The organism is Coleofasciculus sp. H7-1 (genome assembly GCF_057473865.1).
On record NZ_JBYCCT010000086.1, the window covers coordinates 22,285 to 43,163 of the forward strand.

Here is a 20,879-nt window from a genome sequence, read left to right on the forward strand (position 1 = left end):
TGACTACTAATTGCTGACTGGTGATTAATCAAGGACTACTGACTGCTGGCTGCCTTGCCACGATAGGGACGGTAAAGTGAAACTGACTGCCTTGGTCTTTACCAGCAGATTCAGCCCAAATTTGACCGCCCCAACCCGTGACAACTTGGCGACAAATCGCCAGTCCCAGACCAGTACCGCCAGTGGTTCGCCGCAGAGCGCCTTCTTCCTGATAGAACCGATCGAAGACAACCTCAAGCCCGTTGGGTTCAATGCCACGACCTGTATCGGCAACCGTAACTTCCAGCATCGAGCTGTCGTTACACTGAGCGAGTATAGTAATTTTTCCTTTAGGCGTTGTAAATTTGCAAGCGTTGTCCAGCAGTTTGGCAAGAACCTCGACCAGCCACTCCCCATCCGCTCGCACTAAAGGCAGCGAATCTGGCACTTTGGTGATAATCTTTGGCAGCTGACCATCCGAATTGCGGGCGCGGATACTGCTGAGGGCAAGATCGATGCACTCTGGCAGCGCTAAGGCTTCTGGATGCCATTGCACCCGACCACTTTCCAGGCGAGAAAGTGTGAGGAAGTCTTGCACCAGTTTACGCATCCGCTCGGCGTCGGTGAGAGCGGTGCTGAGCATCACTTGCCGCATCTCCGGGGGCATATCAGGTTCGCTTGCCAGACTTTCCAGGCAGACTTGGATAGTGGAGAGGGGGGTGCGGAGTTCGTGACCCGTAATCGCGACTAAGTTGCTGCGGGTGCGGTCGAGAGCTTCTAGCTGTTGGTTGAGGTCTTCCAGGTTCGCGTAGGCTTCGGCTTGAATCAGTGCCCCGGCGATTTGAATAGAAATGGCTTCTACGAGTTCCAATTCGTCGTCCTGCCACTCATAGGGGGTAGCACCGCAATGATGCAACTCTACTATTCCCAGCAACCGATCCTGATACAGGACTGGCACCAGCAGCCAAGACTGAATAGAAAAGTCGCTCACCAAAGTCTGGAGTGAGGGATTAGAAGGAAGTTCCGACACTCCTACAATGCGAGGGTCTATATGAGTATCGGCAACATAAACTCGCTCTCGGTGCTGCACAACTTCCTGAAATAGAGGATTTTCCTGTAGAGGCCAATCCTGACCGAGTGCAGAGACAAGTCGAAAATTCCCGTTATCCGTCACTTTCAAAAATTCATGGTTAATCGTGGCAGATGTATCCGTTGCCCCGGCACGATAAATCAGACACCGGCAAGGAGAGAGTGCCTGTCCTAATTCCTGCACGGCAACGGACAGAATTTCATCCGGGTGCAAGGGCTGTCCGGTGTGGCTGCCCCGCCGGATGGCAGCGGTAATTGAGTTCACCAGGCGCTCTTTGCGTTCTTGGGCAGAAATCGAGCGATAAGCTTTGAGCAGCTTGTATTGCCCCGCTTGCAAGTAAGTCACCAGGCACTGGACAAAGGGATCGGGATTGTCGGTTAGAGACTCTGGGGTTTGGGCGGAGGATTCCTTCGCCGCCTGTATGGAGTTTTGAACTAAAAAATTCTGCCTATCGGCTGCTTCCCGATTGGTTTTTCCCAAGGAAGCTTCTAAAAACTGACCCGTGGAAGGGATGCCGTAAATATTCCGGGCTTGAGCGAGCTTTTGAGCCAATTCTGGACGGTACTGCAAAATCCGATTCAGCAATAATTCAGCAACGACGCAACTGACTTGCCGATCGAAAGTCCAGATTCCCTCAAACCGGCGGGCGGGGTCTATCCCTTCAAACGATGAAATACGCAATCGGGAGGTCGTTCGAGGGGGGTCGGAAGGGAGGCGGGTGGAGGAAACCGCTGGTGGGATTGCAATTCTTGCTGCTGTATGACCTTTTGCACCCTGACGCGATCGCATATCATCCGTTATCTTTCGTTCTCGACAAACTAAGCAGGTGGCATAATTCTGTCCAATCACTACTAAGTGCCACTCTTCACTTAAACCATCTGTTGGCTCAAACGCGACCGTTTCGTAAGCTCCCGAACAGCTGGTAAAGTCCGTTTCTGGTGCTGCCAGCACATATAACTGCTCTGTCCGTTCTCCAATCCGTCGATAACGGTGAGCCTCCTGACGATAGAAGCGCTCTCGCTGGAAGCTGGCAATCACCAGATGCTGGTCTAAAGATGCCAGAACCTGGTCTTCCATCGCATGGGATAAGGCGATTAAAGAAGACTTGAAATACATTTGAGGTCGCAGCTGGGGCAGGACTTGCAGCAAATCTGCCAGTACAGAAGTCGGGATGCTCATTTAATAATTTGCCGAGTTTTGTACCCGTTCTATGCCTATCGTACAAAACAGCGTTCCTCTTAACGTTTTGAATATTTCCTGCTAATCCGGTTTTACGGAGCGTAAATTCTCACACAATTGCTTAACTCTAGGTTCTAGGGGAGGCGGCGTCACGCTCCTGTGAGTTCTGCTACTTGATGGCTGTGAGTTGAGGGAAACTCAATGGTTGCATTGATAGGGCTTTGAGAGGAAGCGATCGCTTCCCCAGCCCTCCCTATAAAAATTTCTTATGCTTATTATTAATCTTCCTTAAGGAGGATGTCATGACTAAACTGCATCTAACCGATGCAAAAACTTCATTTCTATTAATATTTTGTAATTTCTTATACGAATTTCCCGGTTCAGTTTGCATAACTTATCATCAACGAGCAATTGACAAACACAAGATTATCCGTTTGGGGGCATTCGAGCGACACGTAATGAGGACATACCCATGACAAGCACAGCCACGCCCACAGCAAGTCTGAATAAATTTGAAAAATTCAAAGCAGAGAAAGATGGTCTGGCGGTAAAGGCAGAAATCGAACATTTTGCCCAGGTTGGCTGGGAGGCGATGGACGAAACAGACCGCGACCACCGACTCAAGTGGGTAGGGATTTTCTTCAGACCCGTTACGCCCGGAAAATTTATGATGCGGATGCGGATGCCCAGCGGTATCCTCACCAGCGCTCAAATGCGAATGTTCGCCGAGATTGTGCAGCGCTACGGCGAAGATGGCAGTGGCGACATCACCACCCGGCAAAATATCCAACTGCGGGGAGTCCGGATAGAGGATGTGCCAGAAATCTTCCGACGGTTAGAGCGAGTGGAGATGACCAGCGTTCAGTCGGGTATGGATAACGTCCGCAACATCACAGGTTCGCCAGTAGCGGGGATTGATGCGGATGAATTGTTTGATACGCGATCGCTAGTTCAGCAAGTTCAGGATATGATTACGAATCATGGGGAAGGCAACAAAGCTTTCAGCAATCTGCCCCGGAAATTCAATATTGCGATCGCGGGTTGTCGCGACAACTCAGTTCACGCTGAAATCAATGACCTCGCCTTCGTCCCCGCCTACAAAGATGGCATCTTCGGTTTCAATGTCCTCGTCGGTGGCTTCTTCTCTGCCAAACGGTGCGATGCTGCCATTCCCCTCAATGCTTGGGTGCATCCCGACGATGTTGTAGAAGTATGCCGAGCCGTTTTAGAAGTTTTTCGCGATCGCGGCCCTAGATCGAATCGGCACAAGGCACGCTTAATGTGGCTGATCGATGAATTGGGGTTAGAACAGTTCCGAGCATTGGTAGAAGAATATCTGGATAAGCCACTGCAACTAGCCGCAGAAAAAGACGAAATTGACTGGGAAAAGCGCGACCATATCGGCGTGTACCCGCAGCAGCAACCCGGCTTAAACTACATCGGCTTACACGTTCCTGTAGGGCGTCTTTATGCCCAGGATATGCTAGACCTCGCCCGAATGGCTGAAGTCTACGGCAGCGGCGAAATGCGGTTCACAGTTGAGCAAAATGTCATCATCCCCAATATTCCCGACTCGCGCTTAGACTCCTGCTTAGCCGAACCCCTGCTAGAGCGATTCTCCATCAATCCCGATCCCTTATCGCGATCGCTAGTCTCCTGCACCGGGTCACAGTTCTGCAACTTTGCCTTGATAGAAACCAAAAACCGCGCCCTGGCAACGATTGAGGAACTGGGAGCCGAATTATTTCTAACCAAATCCGTGCGGATTCACTGGACTGGTTGCCCCAACTCCTGCGGTCAGCCTCAAGTCGCCGACATCGGTTTGATGGGGACGAAAGTTCGCAAAAACGGCAAAACCTTAGAAGGTGTCGATCTTTACATGGGCGGCAAAGTCGGTAAAGAAGCCCATCTGGGTACCTGCGTCCAGAAAAGCATTCCCTGCGAAGACCTCAAACCCTTATTGCGGAACTTATTGATCGAACAGTTTGGGGCTACACCTCGCTTTTAAGCGGAGAAGCTTTTACCGACTCCCTACCGCCAATTACCGACTCCCTACCACCGACTTACCACTTGCATGAGAAATATGAGCAGATTTTCTAGACGGCAATTCATTATTACAGCAGGAGTAGCCACAGCAGGAAGCCTGTTGGCTCATGGCTGTAGTTCCGGCCCCACCAATAGCGCCAAATCCGCTTCGGGTTCCTCCCCCGCTGCCACCAGCACGGCAGCCAACGCACCGAAAGTAGAAACAACCACCGCCAAGCTAGGATTTATTGCTCTGACGGATTCTGCACCCCTGATCGTAGCGAAGGAAAAAGGGTTGTTTGCCAAATACGGCATGACAGATGTCGAAGTTGTCAAGCAAGCTTCTTGGCCCGTCACCCGCGATAATTTGGAGCTAGGTACAGCCGGTAACGCCGGTGGCATTGATGGGGCGCATATTTTATCCCCCATGCCTTACTTTATGACCTTGGGACAAACCAAGAACAAGCAGCCAGTGCCGATGTACATCCTGGCGCGGTTGAATACCAACGGTCAAGCAATTTCTGTTGCCAATACTTACAAAGATGCAAAAGTCGGCTTAGACAGCAAAGGACTCAAAGAAGCCTTTGCCAAAGCCAAAGCTGGAGGCAAGAATGACCTCAAAGCAGCCATTACCTTTCCCGGTGGTACCCACGACCTCTGGATGCGCTACTGGTTAGCAGCAGGCGGCATCGATCCCAACAAGGATCTTTCTACAGTCCCCGTACCACCGCCCCAGATGGTGGCGAATATGAAAACGGGCAACATGGAAACCTTCTGTGTAGGCGAACCGTGGAACGCCCAGCTGGTGAACCAAGGGCAGGGTTACACCGCCTTGGTGACGGGAGAACTGTGGAAAGACCATCCCGAAAAAGCTTTTGCCATGCGGGCTGATTGGGTAGATAAAAATCCCAATTCTGCCAAAGCGCTGCTAATGGCAGTCCAAGAAGCCCAGCAGTGGTGCGACAAGGCAGAAAACAAAGAGGAGATGTGCCAAATTGTCTCCCAAGCAAAGTGGTTCAAGGTGCCAGCCAAAGATATTATAGAGCGTGCCAAAGGCAACATTGACTACGGCGATGGTCGCCCAGTCGTGCAAAATAGTCCGCTGCTGATGAAGTTCTGGTCAGATAACGCTTCTTATCCCTACAAGAGCCACGACACCTGGTTCCTGACTGAAAACATCCGTTGGGGTAATATTCCTGCTGACACCAAAGTTAAAGAACTTGTTGACAAAGTGAACCGGGAAGACCTCTGGAAAGAAGCGGCAAAAGCGTTGGGAGTTGCAGATACAGAAATTCCGACCAGCAGCTCTAGAGGTGTGGAAACGTTCTTTGATGGCGTCAAGTTTGACCCAGAAAAGCCAGAGGAATACTTGAAGAGTCTCAAGATTAAGAAGGCATAAATGGCGAATAGCGAGTAGCTAATTGCTAATTGTTCAAGAGCGATCGCCTACTCGCTATTCCCTAGCCAATAACTAATCAATATGATTAACAAATAGGAGAAAAAATGGCCGCTAGGACTGAGAATCGCTTTTTAAGTAACAATCCCCAGAAGTTAATCGGCAACTTCTTCCAGAAGAAACTTAAACACATTGTACCACCGCTGCTAGCACTGGCAGTCTTTTTGATCGTTTGGCAAATCCTCTGCCCTCCCGGTTCTAAAGGGTTGCCAGGACCACTGCTAGTGCTAAGTGAAACTTGGGACCCTTATATCATCAATCCCTTTTTTGATAATGGCGGTACGGATAAAGGCTTGGCGTTGCAAATTTTCGCCAGCTTACAAAGGGTGGCGATTGGCTTCTCTCTGTCTACCATAGTTGGGATCGCCTTGGGTATCTTGATTGGCACCAATCAGTTTACTTACCGTGCTTTAGACCCCCTCTTTCAGGTTCTGCGTACCATTCCCCCCTTAGCATGGCTACCGATTTCTCTGGCGGCATTTCAACAAAGCAATCCCTCAGCTATTTTCGTAATTTTTATTACATCTATCTGGCCCATTATTATTAACACCACGGTGGGCGTACAGCAGATTCCTCAAGATTACCGAAACGTCGCCAGAGTGTTGCGACTTTCTAAGCAGAAGTATTTCTTTAAGATTCTCTTTCCCGCAGCGGTTCCTTATATCTTTACTGGACTTAGGATTGGGATTGGTTTGTCTTGGCTGGCAATTGTTGCTGCTGAAATGTTGGTAGGCGGTGTGGGAATTGGTTTCTTTATCTGGGATGCTTACAACAACTCTTTACTGAGCCAAATTATTCTCGCGCTTGTGTATGTCGGCATTGTGGGTCTGCTGCTAGACAGGGTGGTCGGTTTCGTCGCCTCCAAAGTTGTACCAGAAGAACAGAAGTAAGGAGTAAGGACTGAGGACTGAGGACTGAGGAGTGAGGAGGAAGTATAAGTAAAATCTTCGCTTTTAACTTCTCAACTCATCTTCAATCTTTATCCCTCAGTCCTCTTTTAGTTCCCTCACTTAGTCCTCAGCCCTCAGTCCTCAGTCCTCAGCCCTCATACCTCAGCCCTCATACCTCAGCCCTCAGTCCTCAGCCCTCATACCTCAGCCCTCATACCTCAGCCCTCATACCTCAGCCCTCATACCTCAGCCCTCAGTCCTCAGTCCTCAGTCCTCATACCTCAGCCCTCAGTCCTCAGCCCTCAGCCCTCAGTCCTCAGTCCTCATACCTCAATCCTCTTTTATGTCTGTCTTTGTAGAAATCGACCATGTTGACCGGGTGTACTCGCTTGCCAATGGCGGTACTTATGTGGCACTCAAGAATATTGACCTGAAAATCAAACAAGGTGAATTTGTTTCTTTAATTGGACACTCTGGATGCGGCAAATCCACCCTACTGAATATGGTCGCTGGTCTAGATAGACCCACGAGTGGGGGTGTGATTTTAGAAGGGCGACAGGTGACTTCGCCAGGACCAGACCGAATGGTGGTGTTCCAAAATTATTCGCTGCTTCCCTGGCTAACCGTGCGGGAAAACATCGCTCTGGGGGTAGATGAAGTATTGCAAAACAAGCCCAGGGGTGAACGCAAGGGGATTGTGGAGCATCACATCGATTTGGTGGGGTTGCGGAATGCTGCGGATAAACGACCCGGTCAGCTATCGGGGGGAATGAGACAGCGGGTAGCGATCGCGCGTGCCCTCGCCCTTCGTCCTAAGTTGCTGCTACTCGATGAACCGTTCGGGGCACTAGACGCCTTGACACGGGGCGGCTTGCAAGAAAAGTTGATGCAAATCTGCCAGGAAAGCAAAGTCACCGCGATCATGGTGACGCACGATGTGGACGAAGCACTGCTACTGTCTGACCGAATTGTGATGCTGACCAATGGTCCAGACGCGCATATCGGGCAAATTCTGGAAGTCCCCATCCCCCGTCCGCGCAAGCGGATGGAGGTCGTTAATCATCCCAGCTACTACGGCTTGCGGAATGAGATAATTTACTTCCTCAACCAGCAGAAAAAAGCCAAGCAGCGCAAGGCAACGCAACCTGTGGTGGTTGCCCGGAATGGGTTGGAGAAAATCAATCTGGAAATTGGTTTTATTCCCCTGACTGACTGCGCCCCTTTGGTAGTGGCAAAGGAAAAAGGTTTCTTCGCCAAGCACGGGTTAGAAGATGTGACGCTGAACCGCGAACCCAGTTGGAAAGCGATCGCGCAAGGGGTGGCGACAGGACGCCTGGACGCCGCCCAGATGGTTGCTGGGATGCCGATGGCAATGACTTTGGGAGCCGATGGTCAGCCGCCAATGCCCGTGTGTACGGCGATGACTTTATCGCGCAATGGCAATGCGATTACTTTGAGTAAGGATTTATACGATCGCGGCGTTCGCACCTTGGCAGATTTCAAGGAAGCGATCGCCCAAACTCCCGACAAAATCCATACCCTAGGAGTGGTGCATCCTGCCTCCATGCACAACATGATGCTGCGCTACTGGCTGGCAAGTGGCGGCATCGATCCCGATCGAGATGTCAGTTTGACGGTGATTCCACCCGCCCAAATGGTCGCCAATCTGAAATCTGGAAGTATTGATGGCTACTGTGTTGGCGAACCTTGGAACTCTCGCGCCGTTCATGAAAAACTCGGTTTTGTCATTGCGACCGATATGGAGTTGTGGGCGGGACATCCGGAGAAAGTACTCGGATGCAAGGAAGAATGGGCAAATAAGCATCCGCAAGCTCATATCGCCTTAATCAAAGCACTTTTGGAAGCTTGCGAATACTGCGATGACCGACGCAATCGGGAAGAAATTCTCAACTTACTTTGTCAGCCGCAATACGTCGGCTCCGCCCCAGAATACACCCGTCCCGGCTTTATCGATCCCTACGTTCGCGGGACGGGCGCAGCACCCGAACAGATATTGCGTTATAACCAGTTCTTTGTAGATAAAGCGAACTTCCCAGAACGGGAGGAAGGACTGTGGGTGATGACTCAGCTAGCACGGTGGGGAATTGTCTCGTTTCCCAAAAACTGGCTAGAAATTCAAGAACGGGTGCGGCGCATCGATGTATTTGGGGAAGCGGCGCGGGAACTAGGCTTAATGGATATTGGACGCGATCGCGCACCCATGCAGATGTTTGACGGCACCATTTTCAATCCCGACGATCCCATCCAATACCTCAATAGCTTGGAAATTAAGCGTCCAATTCACATCGAAGAAATTAACATCGACCCATTAGTTGTGAGTCGTTAGTTATCAGTCATTAGCCATTTCCTATTAACAACCTTCAACCTCCCCATGCACACTTTGAACAACACAGGCGTCGTCACCCAACTAACCCCAGAAACCGTCAACCGCGACCCGTATTTGGTAATTGAAGACGTTTCCAAAATTTATCCCACGCCTACCGGGTCGTATACCGTTCTGGATGGGGTAAACCTCACCGTCTACGAAGGCGAATTTATCTGCCTGATCGGGCACTCTGGTTGCGGCAAATCTACCCTGTTAAACATGGTGTCAGGTTTCAACAAGCCAACTGACGGTGAAGTGCGGCTAGAAACCCTGAAAATCCGCGAACCCGGTCCAGACCGGATGATGGTGTTTCAGAACTATTGCCTGCTTCCCTGGTTGACTGCCTTCGAGAACGTTTACCTAGCCGTGGATTCTGTCTATTCCGGCAAACCCCGATCGGAAAAAGTCGCCATCGTCCGGGAGCATCTGGCAATGGTAGGACTTACTGAAGCGGCTGACAAAAAACCGTCTCAGCTGTCTGGGGGGATGAAACAGCGAGTAGCGATCGCTAGGGCGCTCTCGATTCGTCCTAAAGTATTAATTCTGGATGAGCCATTCGGAGCCTTAGATGCCATCACTAAGGAAGAATTACAAGAAGAACTGCTAACCATCTGGCGCGAACATCAAGTCACCGTCTTGATGATTACCCACGACATCGACGAAGCACTCTTCTTGGCAGATCGGCTGGTGATGATGACCAACGGGCCATCGGCAAACATCGGCGAAGTTTTGAAGATTCCCTTCCCCCGCCCCCGCAATCGCGCCCGGATTATGGAAGATCCGGAATATTACAACCTGCGGAACTACGCCCTCGACTTCCTGTTCAACCGATTTGCTCATGATGATGATTAGTTATTGGTTAATGGCTAATCCCCTTTTCCCCAATGCAAGTATGGCTAATAGCAATTAGCAATCCAACAAGATAGCAACTGACAACTGACTAATGACAACTGACAGTACAAAAACCCTTTGCCCTTACTGCGGCGTCGGCTGTGGATTGGAGGTGTCACCTCCAGCCCAAGCCGGTAAGCTAACGCATCGGGATGCTCAAGGGAATCCCATCTGGAAAGTGCAGGGCGATCGCGCGCACCCTTCCAGTCAGGGGATGGTGTGTGTCAAAGGTGCTACCGTTGCCGAATCCCTTTCCAAAGACCGCCTTCTCTATCCGATGATGCGCGACTCCCTGGATGAACCCTTCCGCCGCGCCAGTTGGGAGGAAGCCTTGGATCGCGTAGCGGGCAAGATTCAAACCGTTCTGGCAACTCAAGGAGCGGACGCCGTGTGTATGTACGGCTCCGGGCAACTGCAAACTGAAGATTACTACGTTGCTCAGAAACTGCTCAAAGGGTGTCTGGGCACGAATAATTTTGATTCCAACTCCCGGCTGTGTATGTCCTCCGCCGTTGCGGGTTATATGCAAAGTTTTGGTTCAGATGGTCCTCCTTGCTGCTACGAAGATTTAGACTTGACCGACTGTGCTTTTATCATCGGCAGCAACACCGCTGAGTGTCACCCCATCATCTTTAACCGCCTGCGGAAACACCACAAGAAAAACCCCCACGTCAAAATGATTGTGGTCGATCCGCGCCGGACGAAAACGGCTGAGGCAGCAGATTTGCACTTGGCGATTCGGTCAGGCACGGATATGGATCTCCTCAATGGCATCGCTCACCTGCTGCTGCGTTGGGGCGAGATTGATTCTTATTTCATTGACGAGAACACGACAAATTTTCCAGCTTTTGCAGAAGTCATCCAGCACTATCCACCGGAAGTGGTCGCCGACCGATGCGGCATTTCCATCCATGAGCTGGAAACAGCAGCGCGATACTGGGCAAAGTCGAAGCGCGTGCTGTCTCTGTGGTCGATGGGTGTGAATCAGTCTTCAGAAGGTACTGCCAAGGTGCGAACGATCGTGAATCTGCACCTGATGACCGCCCAAATTGGCAAACCCGGTGCGGGGCCGTTTTCCCTCACGGGTCAACCCAATGCAATGGGCGGTAGGGAAACTGGGGGTCTTTGCCACATTCTGCCTGGATATCGAGCGGTCAAAAATCCCCAACATCGAGCGGAACTTGAAGCGTTTTGGCAACTCCCCGCCGGACAAATTTCGCCCTATCCCGGTCGCACGGCGTGGGACATCATCACGGGTTTGGAAACCGGAGATGTGGGCGTTCTCTGGATTGCCGCTACGAACCCCGCTGTTAGTTTACCTGACTTGGAACGTGCGAAAGCCGCATTGCAGCGATCGCCTTTCACGGTCTATCAAGACGCCTACTACCCCACCGAAACCGCCGCCTTTGCTCACGTTTTGCTCCCGGCGGCGCAGTGGAGCGAGAAAACCGGCACGATGACCAACTCCGAGCGAGTGGTAACGCTGTGTCAGGCATTTCGCACTCCCCCAGGAGAAGCCAAACCCGATTGGCAAATCTTCGCAGAAGTCGCACGGCGCTTAGGTTTTGCCGAAAAATTTTCCTACGATACGTCAGCGTCAGTCTATGCCGAATATGTGAAGTTGACACGCGATCGCGTCTGCGATATGAGCGGCATCAGTCACGAACGACTGGCGCAACAAGGTCCGCTTCAGTGGCCCGAACCAATTAAAAATGAAAAATTAAAAATTAAAAATGAACCGAAAAAATCTTCCCTCAGCACTCCTAAAAGGCTTTACACCAATTTGAGCTTTCCGACGCCGGATGGACGGGCGCGGTTTGGTGCCTATCATTCGCGGGGGCTGGCAGAACCGCCCGATCCCAATTATCCTTTTGTTCTGACGACGGGCAGACTTTACGGACACTGGCACACCCAAACCCGTACCGGACGCATTGAGAAACTCCGCCAGATGCACCCGCAGCCATTCATTGAAATTCATCCCCGCGATGCGGCTTCTTTGAAGATTCAGGAGAATGACTGGGTGGAAGTGCGAAGTCGTCGCGGCACTGCTCGATTCCCCGCCAAGGTCACAAAGGCGATCGCTCCCGGTATTACCTTTGTCCCCATGCACTGGGGCGCTCTTTGGGCGGATGGTGCCGAAGCTAACGCCCTCACCCATGCCGAATCTTGTCCCGAATCACTGCAACCAGAACTGAAAGCTTGTGCGGTGCAACTGGTACCCTTGGCTGCTGAAAAAGTTGACTCTGAGTATCTACTCCAGCCCACTCAGTCCAAGGCTTTTTCCTCAGCTTTGTCTGTTTAAAATAACTGCTAAGTTGAGGTTATTTGTTCTCAATTCTTTGGGCTTAAATAGGGACACGGCATTGCCGTATCCCTATTTTTAGAAACGATGCAAGTATAGCCAGGACTTACGCAAAGTTATGGAAAAACGAACCGCGAAGGACGCAAAGGACACGAAGGAATAAGAGTTGCAGAGAGTTCTTGCGTAAGTCCTAATAGTAATCAATCCGGTTCACGAAGAAGCTAAAAATCCCAAACAAAGGTAGGTTGGGTTGAGGTATCGAAACCCAACAAATGCTTATGCGTGTTGAGCAATTATCCATTCCCCAGTTAGAAGATTTGGGCAAGGCGCTATTGGATTTCTCGTGTGTAAATGATTTAATCGCCTGGTTAGAAACTCAGGAGCAATAGACAATTGGATTTAAAAGAAAACTTGCGATCGCATCTCACCCAAATAGTACGCGATCGCGATCCTTATCTCGCCAGTTCGGGGCATTTCTACGTACAGCACTACATCCGCGAACAACTGCAACAATGGGGAACTGTAAAAACCCATGAGTTCAGCATTCGAGGTCAAAACCATCAGAATCTCATCCTGAATCTACCCGCTGTGACAAATAACCAGAAGTCCCCGATTCTCATTGGCGCACACTATGACGCGGCACCGGGCACCCCAGGCGCAGATGATAATGCCACGGGTGTCGCCGCGCTATTGGAATTAGCGAGAATTTTCGCAGCAGAACCGGCAAAATACCCGGTGCGATTGGTTGCTTTTGATATGGAAGAATACGGGATGCTGGGGAGTCAGCAATATGCCGCTGATTTGAAGCAACAAGGACAATCGCTTCGTTTGATGCTTTCCTTAGAAATGCTGGGATATTGCGATTCTGCCCCTGGTTCGCAACGCTATCCGACTGGTTTAGAACGCTTTTACCCCAATCGGGGTGATTTCATTGCTTTAATCGGTAATTTGCCGACCATTCCTGATTTAATCCACCTTAGCCGCAACATTCGTAAAGTTGGGGTTCCAAGCGAATGGTTGCCGGTGCCAAATAAAGGATTAATGGTTCGCCAAACGCGATTGAGCGATCATTCGCCCTTCTGGGATTTGGGCTATAAAGCAATGATGGTGACGGATACGGCGTTTATGCGGAATCCACACTACCATCAGCCGAGCGATCGCATTGACACCCTGGATTTAGATTTTCTTACTGGCGTCTGTCACGGCTTGGCTTTTGGCATTCGCCATCTGTGACGGTAATTTGGACAAAACTAATTCTCTCAACTTTTAATTAGATGCCCATCTAATCAGAAGAAAAACTATGGAAAAATGCAAAAAACGCTAAGTCATTCTCAAGCGGTTGGCAAACCAAGTTGAAATCGGGATTAACTACTAGAAATTCAGTCAAGCGCTATCATTCTGACTGCGCCACGCTACGACGAAACTTAATTAGCTACCAGCGAATTTAGCAGAAAATAGCGTGTATTGATGTTTAGAAACCCATAGGGACACGGCAGTGCTGTGTCCCTATTTAAGGGTGAATTGCTTTAAACTAGCTCGTACACCTTCGCTTCCCACGGGAAGACACCTTCTTTGCCTGCCCATTCAACTGGAACCATGCGATCTTGCGTCATTTCTTTCCACTGTTTACCTGCCGGAGTTGCAGGCCAATTCGGTATTTTATACTCAGAACCTGGAGGAGTCCCGTACTCAGAGAAATTCGCCACCACAATCACTAATTGATCGTCTTTGCCTCGCTGCCAAACAACAACTCGCTTGCCTTCATTGAAGTCAACCTGAATAAAATGAGTGTCATTTACTGCTAAAGCATTAGAAGTAGTCCGAAACTTCACTAATCTACAAACATAATTGAAAATACGCTGTCGCCAATCATCCGTCAGACGGCTGTAGTTAACCGGATCGACCTGTTTTTTATGGTCATCTGAAGTTGGCAAGTCATTCTGATCAGCGAATTCATCTCCTGCCAAAATCATCGGAACCCCGACAGCAGTAAACAAACAAACAAATGCTAGTTTGATGCGCTTTTCTGTATCAAAAACTTGATTGTTATTTAGGTAGCTGTAGAGACGTTCGTTGCCAAAACCTCCCACATCATGGGAAGTCAAATAATTAACCGCTTGAGAACCATCTGCAAACCCTAAGTTACGACAGTCAATGAGTTTGCGGACGCTCCATTCAAAGCTAGGCTCATCAGAAGAATTTTGTCCTAGAATGACGCTACGGACAATCTGCTTAAACTTTTCGTTCCACAGTCCGTCGAGGCGATTCTGAGAAATTAAAGCCAGAGGGACGCTTAATTCTTCACCGACTACAAGAAATTTATCACCGCTTTTGCCTTGCTCCTGCCAAAGCGATCGCGCATAATCTTTGAATTCCTGCAAAAAGTCAAAATTGCCGATATTGTTGACGCTATCGAGGCGCAAACCATCTACCCGATAATAATCTATCCAGTGGGCAATGTAGGCTTTCATGTATTCGCGGGCAGGAACGAAATGCGACAGGTTTCCTGTTATCGGGTGATAGCCTTGTACCCAAAAGTTGTACTTAAACAAATCACCGCCAAATCCGTCCCGATTTCCTTGTTCTGCATCGCCGCTGTTAAATTTGATGTAAAAATCCAGATAATTGATATTACGGTAAGGATTGTTGTAGGAGAAAGCCATTACCGCATCAACAAAAAAGCGCACGCCGTGTTCATGGCAAACTTTGATGATATTGATTAAATCGGTGGAAGCAGTAGGTGCTTCTTGACTATCTGGGCGACCTAAGTCATAATCGGGGGCAAAATAATTAGCCGTACCGTAGCCCCAATTATCCGTTTGATCGCTATCAGATGGCGGTAAAAGTTCCAAAGCATTGACACCTAATTCCACAAGATGAGCGCGGTTTTGTAAGGCGCGGACTGTAGAAAAATTAGGCGCGATCGCTTCTTGCACAAATAGAGAAATTACGTCTTGAAAAGTCCCATTTCCTTCTTGAATTCCCCCAGTTGAACGAATTCGAGTCCAGCGGGTGGGTAACTCGTAAATAACTAACCGATTATTAGGTTGTAGGTTTTCTGTCGTATCTCCTTCCCAATCCGCAGTTTGCCCCTCCGGATCGCACGGAACCAGCATTTTATCTCGATACAATATTACGCTGGCTGGATCTAGGCTGGAGATACTGTTTTCTTGGGAGGATTCTTTTGGGGCAGAGAAACGCCGATCTACTGTGTAAGCTGTAGGATCGGTGCAGTAGAGAATTCGAGGGGTGTTGGTGTAGGCGTCGGTGTCGCGGACTTTAAACCAGTAAAAATAAACCTGCCCGTCGATTAAATTGCAGTTTTCAGCGGGGATTTCCCACAATTCTGGAAAATCTGTTGATTGGATCAGGTCAAATTCTTGAAAGTTTGCAAATGAGTTTGGATTATCTGCTGGAAAGTAGCCAATGTAAAGCGTTGGATGTGGTTGAATATTTCCTGGACGCCACAAAATGAAATGCGTCTGTTTGCGGTGTAATAAATTGGGAAGCATTACAAAAACCTCTTGAATACGAAGGTTAGCTACGAGCTTTTACACACGAGAACAGACTGCTATTCCGGATAAAAATCTGGAATCTAAGTTACCAGAATTTTCCCTAAAATGGAATATCATCATCCTCTTCGTCTTCCTGTTCTTTGGGAGTCAGCCGCACATTGGTACTTTTCTCCTCTTCCACTGGAAGTTCCGAGATCAAGTCTCCCAGTTCTTTCTGAAGATTTTGTGTCAGCGTCACCGGAAACTCTAAATCAATTCCATGAATTTCTGCCAGTCTTGCCAACTGATTAAACGCAACTTTTTTTGTAGTTCGCTCATAACTAGATAGCTGGAAATACTTGGTTTCTGATAATTCCTGTGCCTGCATTGCTGCTTTGAGCCTGTTTTGGATGTGGTTAATTTCTGTATCCAGCAACTTCCATTGCTGCTCAATTTCTCGATAGCGTTGGGCTAGGGCTGTTACATCTTCCTGTTCTGGATTTGGACTACTCAATTGAGTTAATTCCAACAGTCGCTGATGCACATGAGCCAGATAAATTGGGTCCATCTTTGCATAATGTAGCTGGTTTTCTGTCAGCGATCGCACTCCCCAGTCGCTGCCTTGTTCGGTTTTGTCTACATTGGGAAAATAGCACAGGTTTTCTGCCAGAGTTCTCAATTGTAAATTTGGCACTGGCAATAAATAGTAAGGTATTGATTTAGCAATTTCTAAAGTGCAACTTACATTTTTAGCTTTAGTTTTTCCTAAGAACTTCACATCATAGCTAGAATTGTGAAACACTTTTTCAATCGCGGGATTAAGCATAATTTTTTCAATAAATATTTCTGCGATTTCAGGTTGTTCTAAAACATCTAAAATACAAACACTTTCACCACTTACATCGGTGAAGTCATCTAGTATTTGAATTAAAGAGAGTTTCGGCTTGCGAGTATTATAATCAGCAACTTCTGTATCTAAATATAAAAGTTGACGCTTTGAATATTCATCAATTATAAGTTTGATTTTACTGGCTTCGGTGAGATAAGGCATTATCTAAAACATCCTTTTGCTATAAAAAACTGAGTTACATTTATATTTGTTAGTTTAACTTTTTAACCAAAATTATAATCTAATCTTTTTTTACAAAAAAGCATTTTCATAAGTAGGTGGGAGTAATTATTTGTAGAATGGGATAGCAATAGCGTAACCCGTGCAGATGTTGGGTTTCCTACGTCAACCCAACCTACGAACTTAAAAGATTTTTTAGGGCAAAAAAGCATTTTTATATTAAAAAATATGGTTATTAAAGTAAATTGGCTATTTTTAAATTAAAACCGAACAAACTAGCAACTGTATTTATAATAAGAATTACTCAGAAAGATTTTATCATCAAGATAGCCCGATTATTTTTTATTATGCATTCCAATCAACCTTCCCACGGGAATAACCGCTGGCAATTCTGGATCGATCGCGGTGGTACGTTTACTGATATTGTGGCGCGGCGTCCGGATGGACAACTGGTAATTCATAAGCTGCTGTCGGAGAATCCCGAACGCTATACTGACGCGCCAGTGCAGGGGATTCGGGACATTTTGGGAATTGCGGCAGATGCACCCATTCCATCGCAACAGATTGCGGTTGTCAAGATGGGAACGACAGTGGCGACGAATGCGCTGCTGGAACGCAAAGGCGATCGCACTCTTCTGGTGATTACTCAGGGATTTCGAGATGCCCTCCGCATCGGCTACCAAAATCGTCCCGATATCTTCGCCCGTCACATTGTATTGCCAGAGATGCTCTACGAGCGAGTGATTGAGGTCGAGGAACGCTACAGCGCCCAAGGCGAAGAATTAATCCCGGTAGAAACAGGATATATTGCGTCTCTACAACAAGCATACGACGACGGTATTCGCTCGTGCGCGATCGCCTTCATGCACGGCTATCGCTATCCCGAACACGAAAAGCAAGTCGCGGCGTTAGCGCGGAAAATTGGCTTTACCCAAGTCTCGGTGTCGCACGAAGTTAGCCCGTTGATGAAGTTGGTAAGTCGCGGCGATACCACTGTCGTTGATGCTTATTTGTCACCCATTTTGCGCCGATATGTAGATCGCGTGGCAAGTCAGTTGGGTGGTACGGGCGGAGACAATACATCTGGATTAACCTCTCCCCAACCCTTCTCCGACAAGGAGAGAGGCTTTTCCCCGCCCCTACAGTTCATGCAATCCAACGGTGGACTTGCCGATGCCCAACAGTTTCAAGGGAAAGACAGTATTTTATCTGGTCCGGCTGGGGGCATTGTCGGCGCGGTACAGACAAGCTTGATGGCGGGATTCAACAAAATCATCAGCTTTGATATGGGCGGCACTTCTACCGATGTCGCCCACTACAATGGCGAATACGAACGCACCTTTGAAACGGAAGTTGCCGGGGTGCGATTGCGAACGCCGATGATGGCAATTCATACGGTTGCTGCCGGTGGCGGTTCGATTCTCTTCTTCGATGGTGCGAGGTATCGCGTGGGTCCCGAATCAGCGGGGGCGAATCCGGGTCCCGCTGCGTATGGAAAAGGCGGTTCGCTGACGGTGACGGATTGCAATGTGATGGTGGGCAAGTTGCAACCGGAGTTTTTCCCGAAATTGTTTGGATCGAACGGAGACTTGCCGCTGGATGCAGAAGTGGTGCGGCAAAAGTTTACTCAACTGGCGGCAGAAATTGGCGACAACCGGATGCCGGAACAGGTGGCGGCTGGATTTTTAGCGATCGCTGTTGAAAAAATGGCGAGTGCGATTAAAAAAATCTCCCTCCAGCGCGGTTATGACGTTTCGGAATATACTTTGTGCTGCTTTGGTGGTGCGGGGGGACAACACGCTTGTCTGATTGCCGATGCCTTGGGGATGAAGCAGGTGTTTCTGCATCCCTACGCTGGCGTGTTATCGGCTTATGGTATGGGTTTGGCAGATGTGCGGGTGCTGCGGGAACGGGCGGTGGAGGCACAGCTGAGTGAGGAATTGCTACCGACGCTAGATCGGATATTGGCGGAGTTGGCAACAGAGGGAGAGGAGGAGTTAAACCGCAAAGACGCGCAGGAAGAGGAGGTTCAGATAATTCGGAAGGTGCATTTACGGTATGAGGGAACTGATTCGGCGCTGATTGTAGATTTTGGGGATACAGGGGCGATGAGGGGGCGGTTTGAGGAGTCGCATCGGCAGCGTTACGGCTTTGTTGTGGAAGATAAAAGGCTGATTGTAGAGGCGGTTTCGGTTGAGGTGGTGGCGAAGACGGAGGTGGTAGAGGAATCAATAATTGAGCGTCGCAGCGCTGAACTTCCCTCGCCGGTGGCAACTGTACAAATGTATACGGCGGATCGGTGGCACGAGACGCCAGTGTATAAGCGAGAGGATTTGCAACCAGGAGACTGCATTTCTAGCCCTGCGATCGTTGCCGATGCGACGGGTACGAATGTGATTGAACCCGGTTGGCAGGCACAACTAAGCGATCGCAATCATCTGATTTTGCAGCGTTCGGCAGATTTACAATTATCCATCCAAAATCCAGAATCTAAAATCCAGAATCGCCCCGATCCGGTGATGCTAGAGATTTTCAATAATTTGTTTCGCGCGATCGCTGAACAAATGGGTATCACTCTGCAAAATACCAGTTCTTCAGTCAACATCAAAGAACGCTTAGATTTCTCCTGTGCAATTTTTGACCAAAACGGGCAGCTAGTCGCTAACGCCCCCCATATTCCCGTGCATCTGGGTTCCATGAGTGAAAGTGTCAAAAGTTTAATTGACACTGGCGACACTATCAAACCGGGAGATGTTTTTGCATCGAACAATCCCTACAACGGCGGCACGCACCTACCCGATATTACCGTTATTACCCCTGTATTTGCTTCCTCTCCAGACGCGATAAATCGCGACTCTACAATCTCCCCTCCCACTCTTCCCCTCTTCTACGTCGCCTCGCGGGGACATCATGCAGATATCGGCGGTATCACCCCAGGTTCCATGCCTCCAAACAGCACCACGGTAGAACAAGAAGGAGTGCTACTTGATAATTTCCAACTTGGACGGGGACATTTTCGAGAAAAAGAACTGCTGGAACTGCTTGCATCTAGCGCTTACCCAGCGCGAAATCCCAGTAAAAATATTGCAGATTTGCAAGCACAAATTGCCGCCAACGAACGCGGCGTGCAGGAACTCCACAAAATGATGGCTCATTATGGTTTAGAGACGGTGCAAGCTTATATGGGCTTTGTGCAGGACAATGCAGAAGAGTCTGTACGTCGGGTTATCGAGGTTCTCAAAGATGGCAGTTTCACCTGTCCTCTGGATAATGGCAGCGCGATCGCAGTTACAATTACCATCGACAAATCAACTCGCAGCGCCAAAATAGATTTTACCGGCACTTCTGTTCAGCAACCTAGCAATTTCAACGCACCAGCAGCAGTGTGCAAGGCAGCAGTATTGTATGTCTTCCGCACTTTAGTGAATGACGATATTCCCCTCAATGCTGGTTGTCTCAAACCTTTGGAAATTATTATTCCCGAAGGGTGTATGTTAAATCCGCGTTATCCTGCTGCTGTAGTGGCGGGAAATGTGGAAACTTCGCAAAACATTACCGATGCTTTGTATGGGGCGCTGGGGGTAATGGCAGCTTCCCAAGGAACCATGAATAATTTTACCTTTGGAAGCGATCGCTATCAATATTACGAAACTATCTGCGGTGGTTCTGGTGCTGGCGCAAATTTCCCCGGCACCGACGCCGTACAAACTCACATGACAAACTCCCGCCTCACCGATCCAGAAGTATTAGAATGGCGATTTCCCATCCTTTTAGAAAGTTTTGCTATTCGTCCCAATAGTGGTGGGAATGGGCATCATCGCGGCGGTAATGGTGTTATCCGTCGCCTTCGTTTTCTTGAACCAATGACTGCTGGAATTTTATCAAGTCGTCGTGTAATTTCTCCCTTTGGATTGCACGGTGGCGGATCGGGTGCATTGGGTAAAAATTCTGTCCAACGTAGTAATGGAACTGTTGAGGAATTGGGAAGTACAGGGGTTGTAGAAATGCAACCCAGTGATGTGTTTGTTATTGAGACGCCTGGAGGTGGAGGTTATGGAATTGCCAACAATATGTAACCTATAATTAATACATGATAAAACCAACACTTATCCTTAAAT

At 48.9% G+C, this 20,879-nt stretch carries 12 protein-coding genes; 9 read left to right on the plus strand and 3 right to left on the minus strand.

Features of this window, described 5'->3' with window-relative positions; translation table 11 throughout:
• Positions 1-28 precede the first annotated feature (28 nt).
• The gene (locus AC2VDX_RS24870; protein WP_378181141.1) at positions 29-2,248 is read right to left on the minus strand and encodes a DICT sensory domain-containing protein; all 2,220 of its coding nucleotides are present in this window, start codon (positions 2,246-2,248) and stop codon (positions 29-31) included.
• Between the two features lie 472 nt (positions 2,249-2,720).
• Between AC2VDX_RS24870 and AC2VDX_RS24875 the strand changes: the two genes are divergently transcribed.
• The 8 genes from AC2VDX_RS24875 (at position 2,721) to AC2VDX_RS24910 (ending at position 13,431) form a co-directional block, all read left to right on the plus strand.
• The gene (locus AC2VDX_RS24875) at positions 2,721-4,256 is read left to right on the plus strand and encodes a ferredoxin--nitrite reductase (RefSeq protein ID WP_378181138.1); all 1,536 of its coding nucleotides are present in this window, start codon (positions 2,721-2,723) and stop codon (positions 4,254-4,256) included.
• Positions 4,257-4,331: 75 nt separating this feature from the next.
• Positions 4,332-5,672 (plus strand): CmpA/NrtA family ABC transporter substrate-binding protein, encoded by a 1,341-nt coding sequence (locus AC2VDX_RS24880; RefSeq protein WP_378181134.1) that lies wholly within the window; start codon positions 4,332-4,334, stop codon positions 5,670-5,672.
• Between the two features lie 104 nt (positions 5,673-5,776).
• Positions 5,777-6,619 carry a nitrate ABC transporter permease gene (gene ntrB / locus AC2VDX_RS24885; RefSeq protein ID WP_378181131.1) on the plus strand — a complete coding sequence of 281 codons (843 nt, stop codon included), beginning with the start codon at positions 5,777-5,779 and terminating at the stop codon, positions 6,617-6,619.
• A 343-nt stretch (positions 6,620-6,962) separates the two neighbouring features.
• Complete coding sequence (locus tag AC2VDX_RS24890; protein WP_378181128.1) at positions 6,963-8,966, plus strand: ABC transporter ATP-binding/substrate-binding protein; 2,004 nt, start codon at positions 6,963-6,965, stop codon at positions 8,964-8,966.
• Positions 8,967-9,011: 45 nt separating this feature from the next.
• A complete protein-coding gene (locus tag AC2VDX_RS24895) occupies positions 9,012-9,857 on the plus strand; it encodes a nitrate ABC transporter ATP-binding protein (protein WP_378181125.1) in 846 nt (281 codons plus the stop codon).
• A 91-nt stretch (positions 9,858-9,948) separates the two neighbouring features.
• Positions 9,949-12,198 (plus strand): molybdopterin oxidoreductase family protein, encoded by a 2,250-nt coding sequence (locus AC2VDX_RS24900; protein WP_378181122.1) that lies wholly within the window; start codon positions 9,949-9,951, stop codon positions 12,196-12,198.
• A gap of 278 nt (positions 12,199-12,476) precedes the next feature.
• Positions 12,477-12,587, plus strand: coding sequence for a DUF4351 domain-containing protein (locus AC2VDX_RS24905; RefSeq protein ID WP_378181119.1), 111 nt, complete (start codon positions 12,477-12,479; stop codon positions 12,585-12,587).
• Positions 12,588-12,591: 4 nt separating this feature from the next.
• Positions 12,592-13,431, plus strand: coding sequence for a M20/M25/M40 family metallo-hydrolase (locus AC2VDX_RS24910; RefSeq protein ID WP_378181116.1), 840 nt, complete (start codon positions 12,592-12,594; stop codon positions 13,429-13,431).
• 293 nt (positions 13,432-13,724) lie between these two features.
• Here the strand turns inward: AC2VDX_RS24910 and AC2VDX_RS24915 are convergent, their stop codons facing one another.
• Together AC2VDX_RS24915 and AC2VDX_RS24920 are read right to left on the minus strand one after the other, a co-directional pair.
• Positions 13,725-15,710 carry an alpha-amylase family glycosyl hydrolase gene (locus AC2VDX_RS24915; RefSeq protein WP_378181113.1) on the minus strand — a complete coding sequence of 662 codons (1,986 nt, stop codon included), beginning with the start codon at positions 15,708-15,710 and terminating at the stop codon, positions 13,725-13,727.
• 103 nt (positions 15,711-15,813) lie between these two features.
• Positions 15,814-16,743 carry a ribonuclease D gene (locus AC2VDX_RS24920; RefSeq protein ID WP_378181110.1) on the minus strand — a complete coding sequence of 310 codons (930 nt, stop codon included), beginning with the start codon at positions 16,741-16,743 and terminating at the stop codon, positions 15,814-15,816.
• 365 nt (positions 16,744-17,108) lie between these two features.
• On the opposite strand from AC2VDX_RS24920, the gene AC2VDX_RS24925 reads away from it, so the two are divergent.
• Positions 17,109-20,837, plus strand: coding sequence for a hydantoinase B/oxoprolinase family protein (locus tag AC2VDX_RS24925; protein ID WP_378181108.1), 3,729 nt, complete (start codon positions 17,109-17,111; stop codon positions 20,835-20,837).
• Positions 20,838-20,879: the final 42 nt, after the last annotated feature.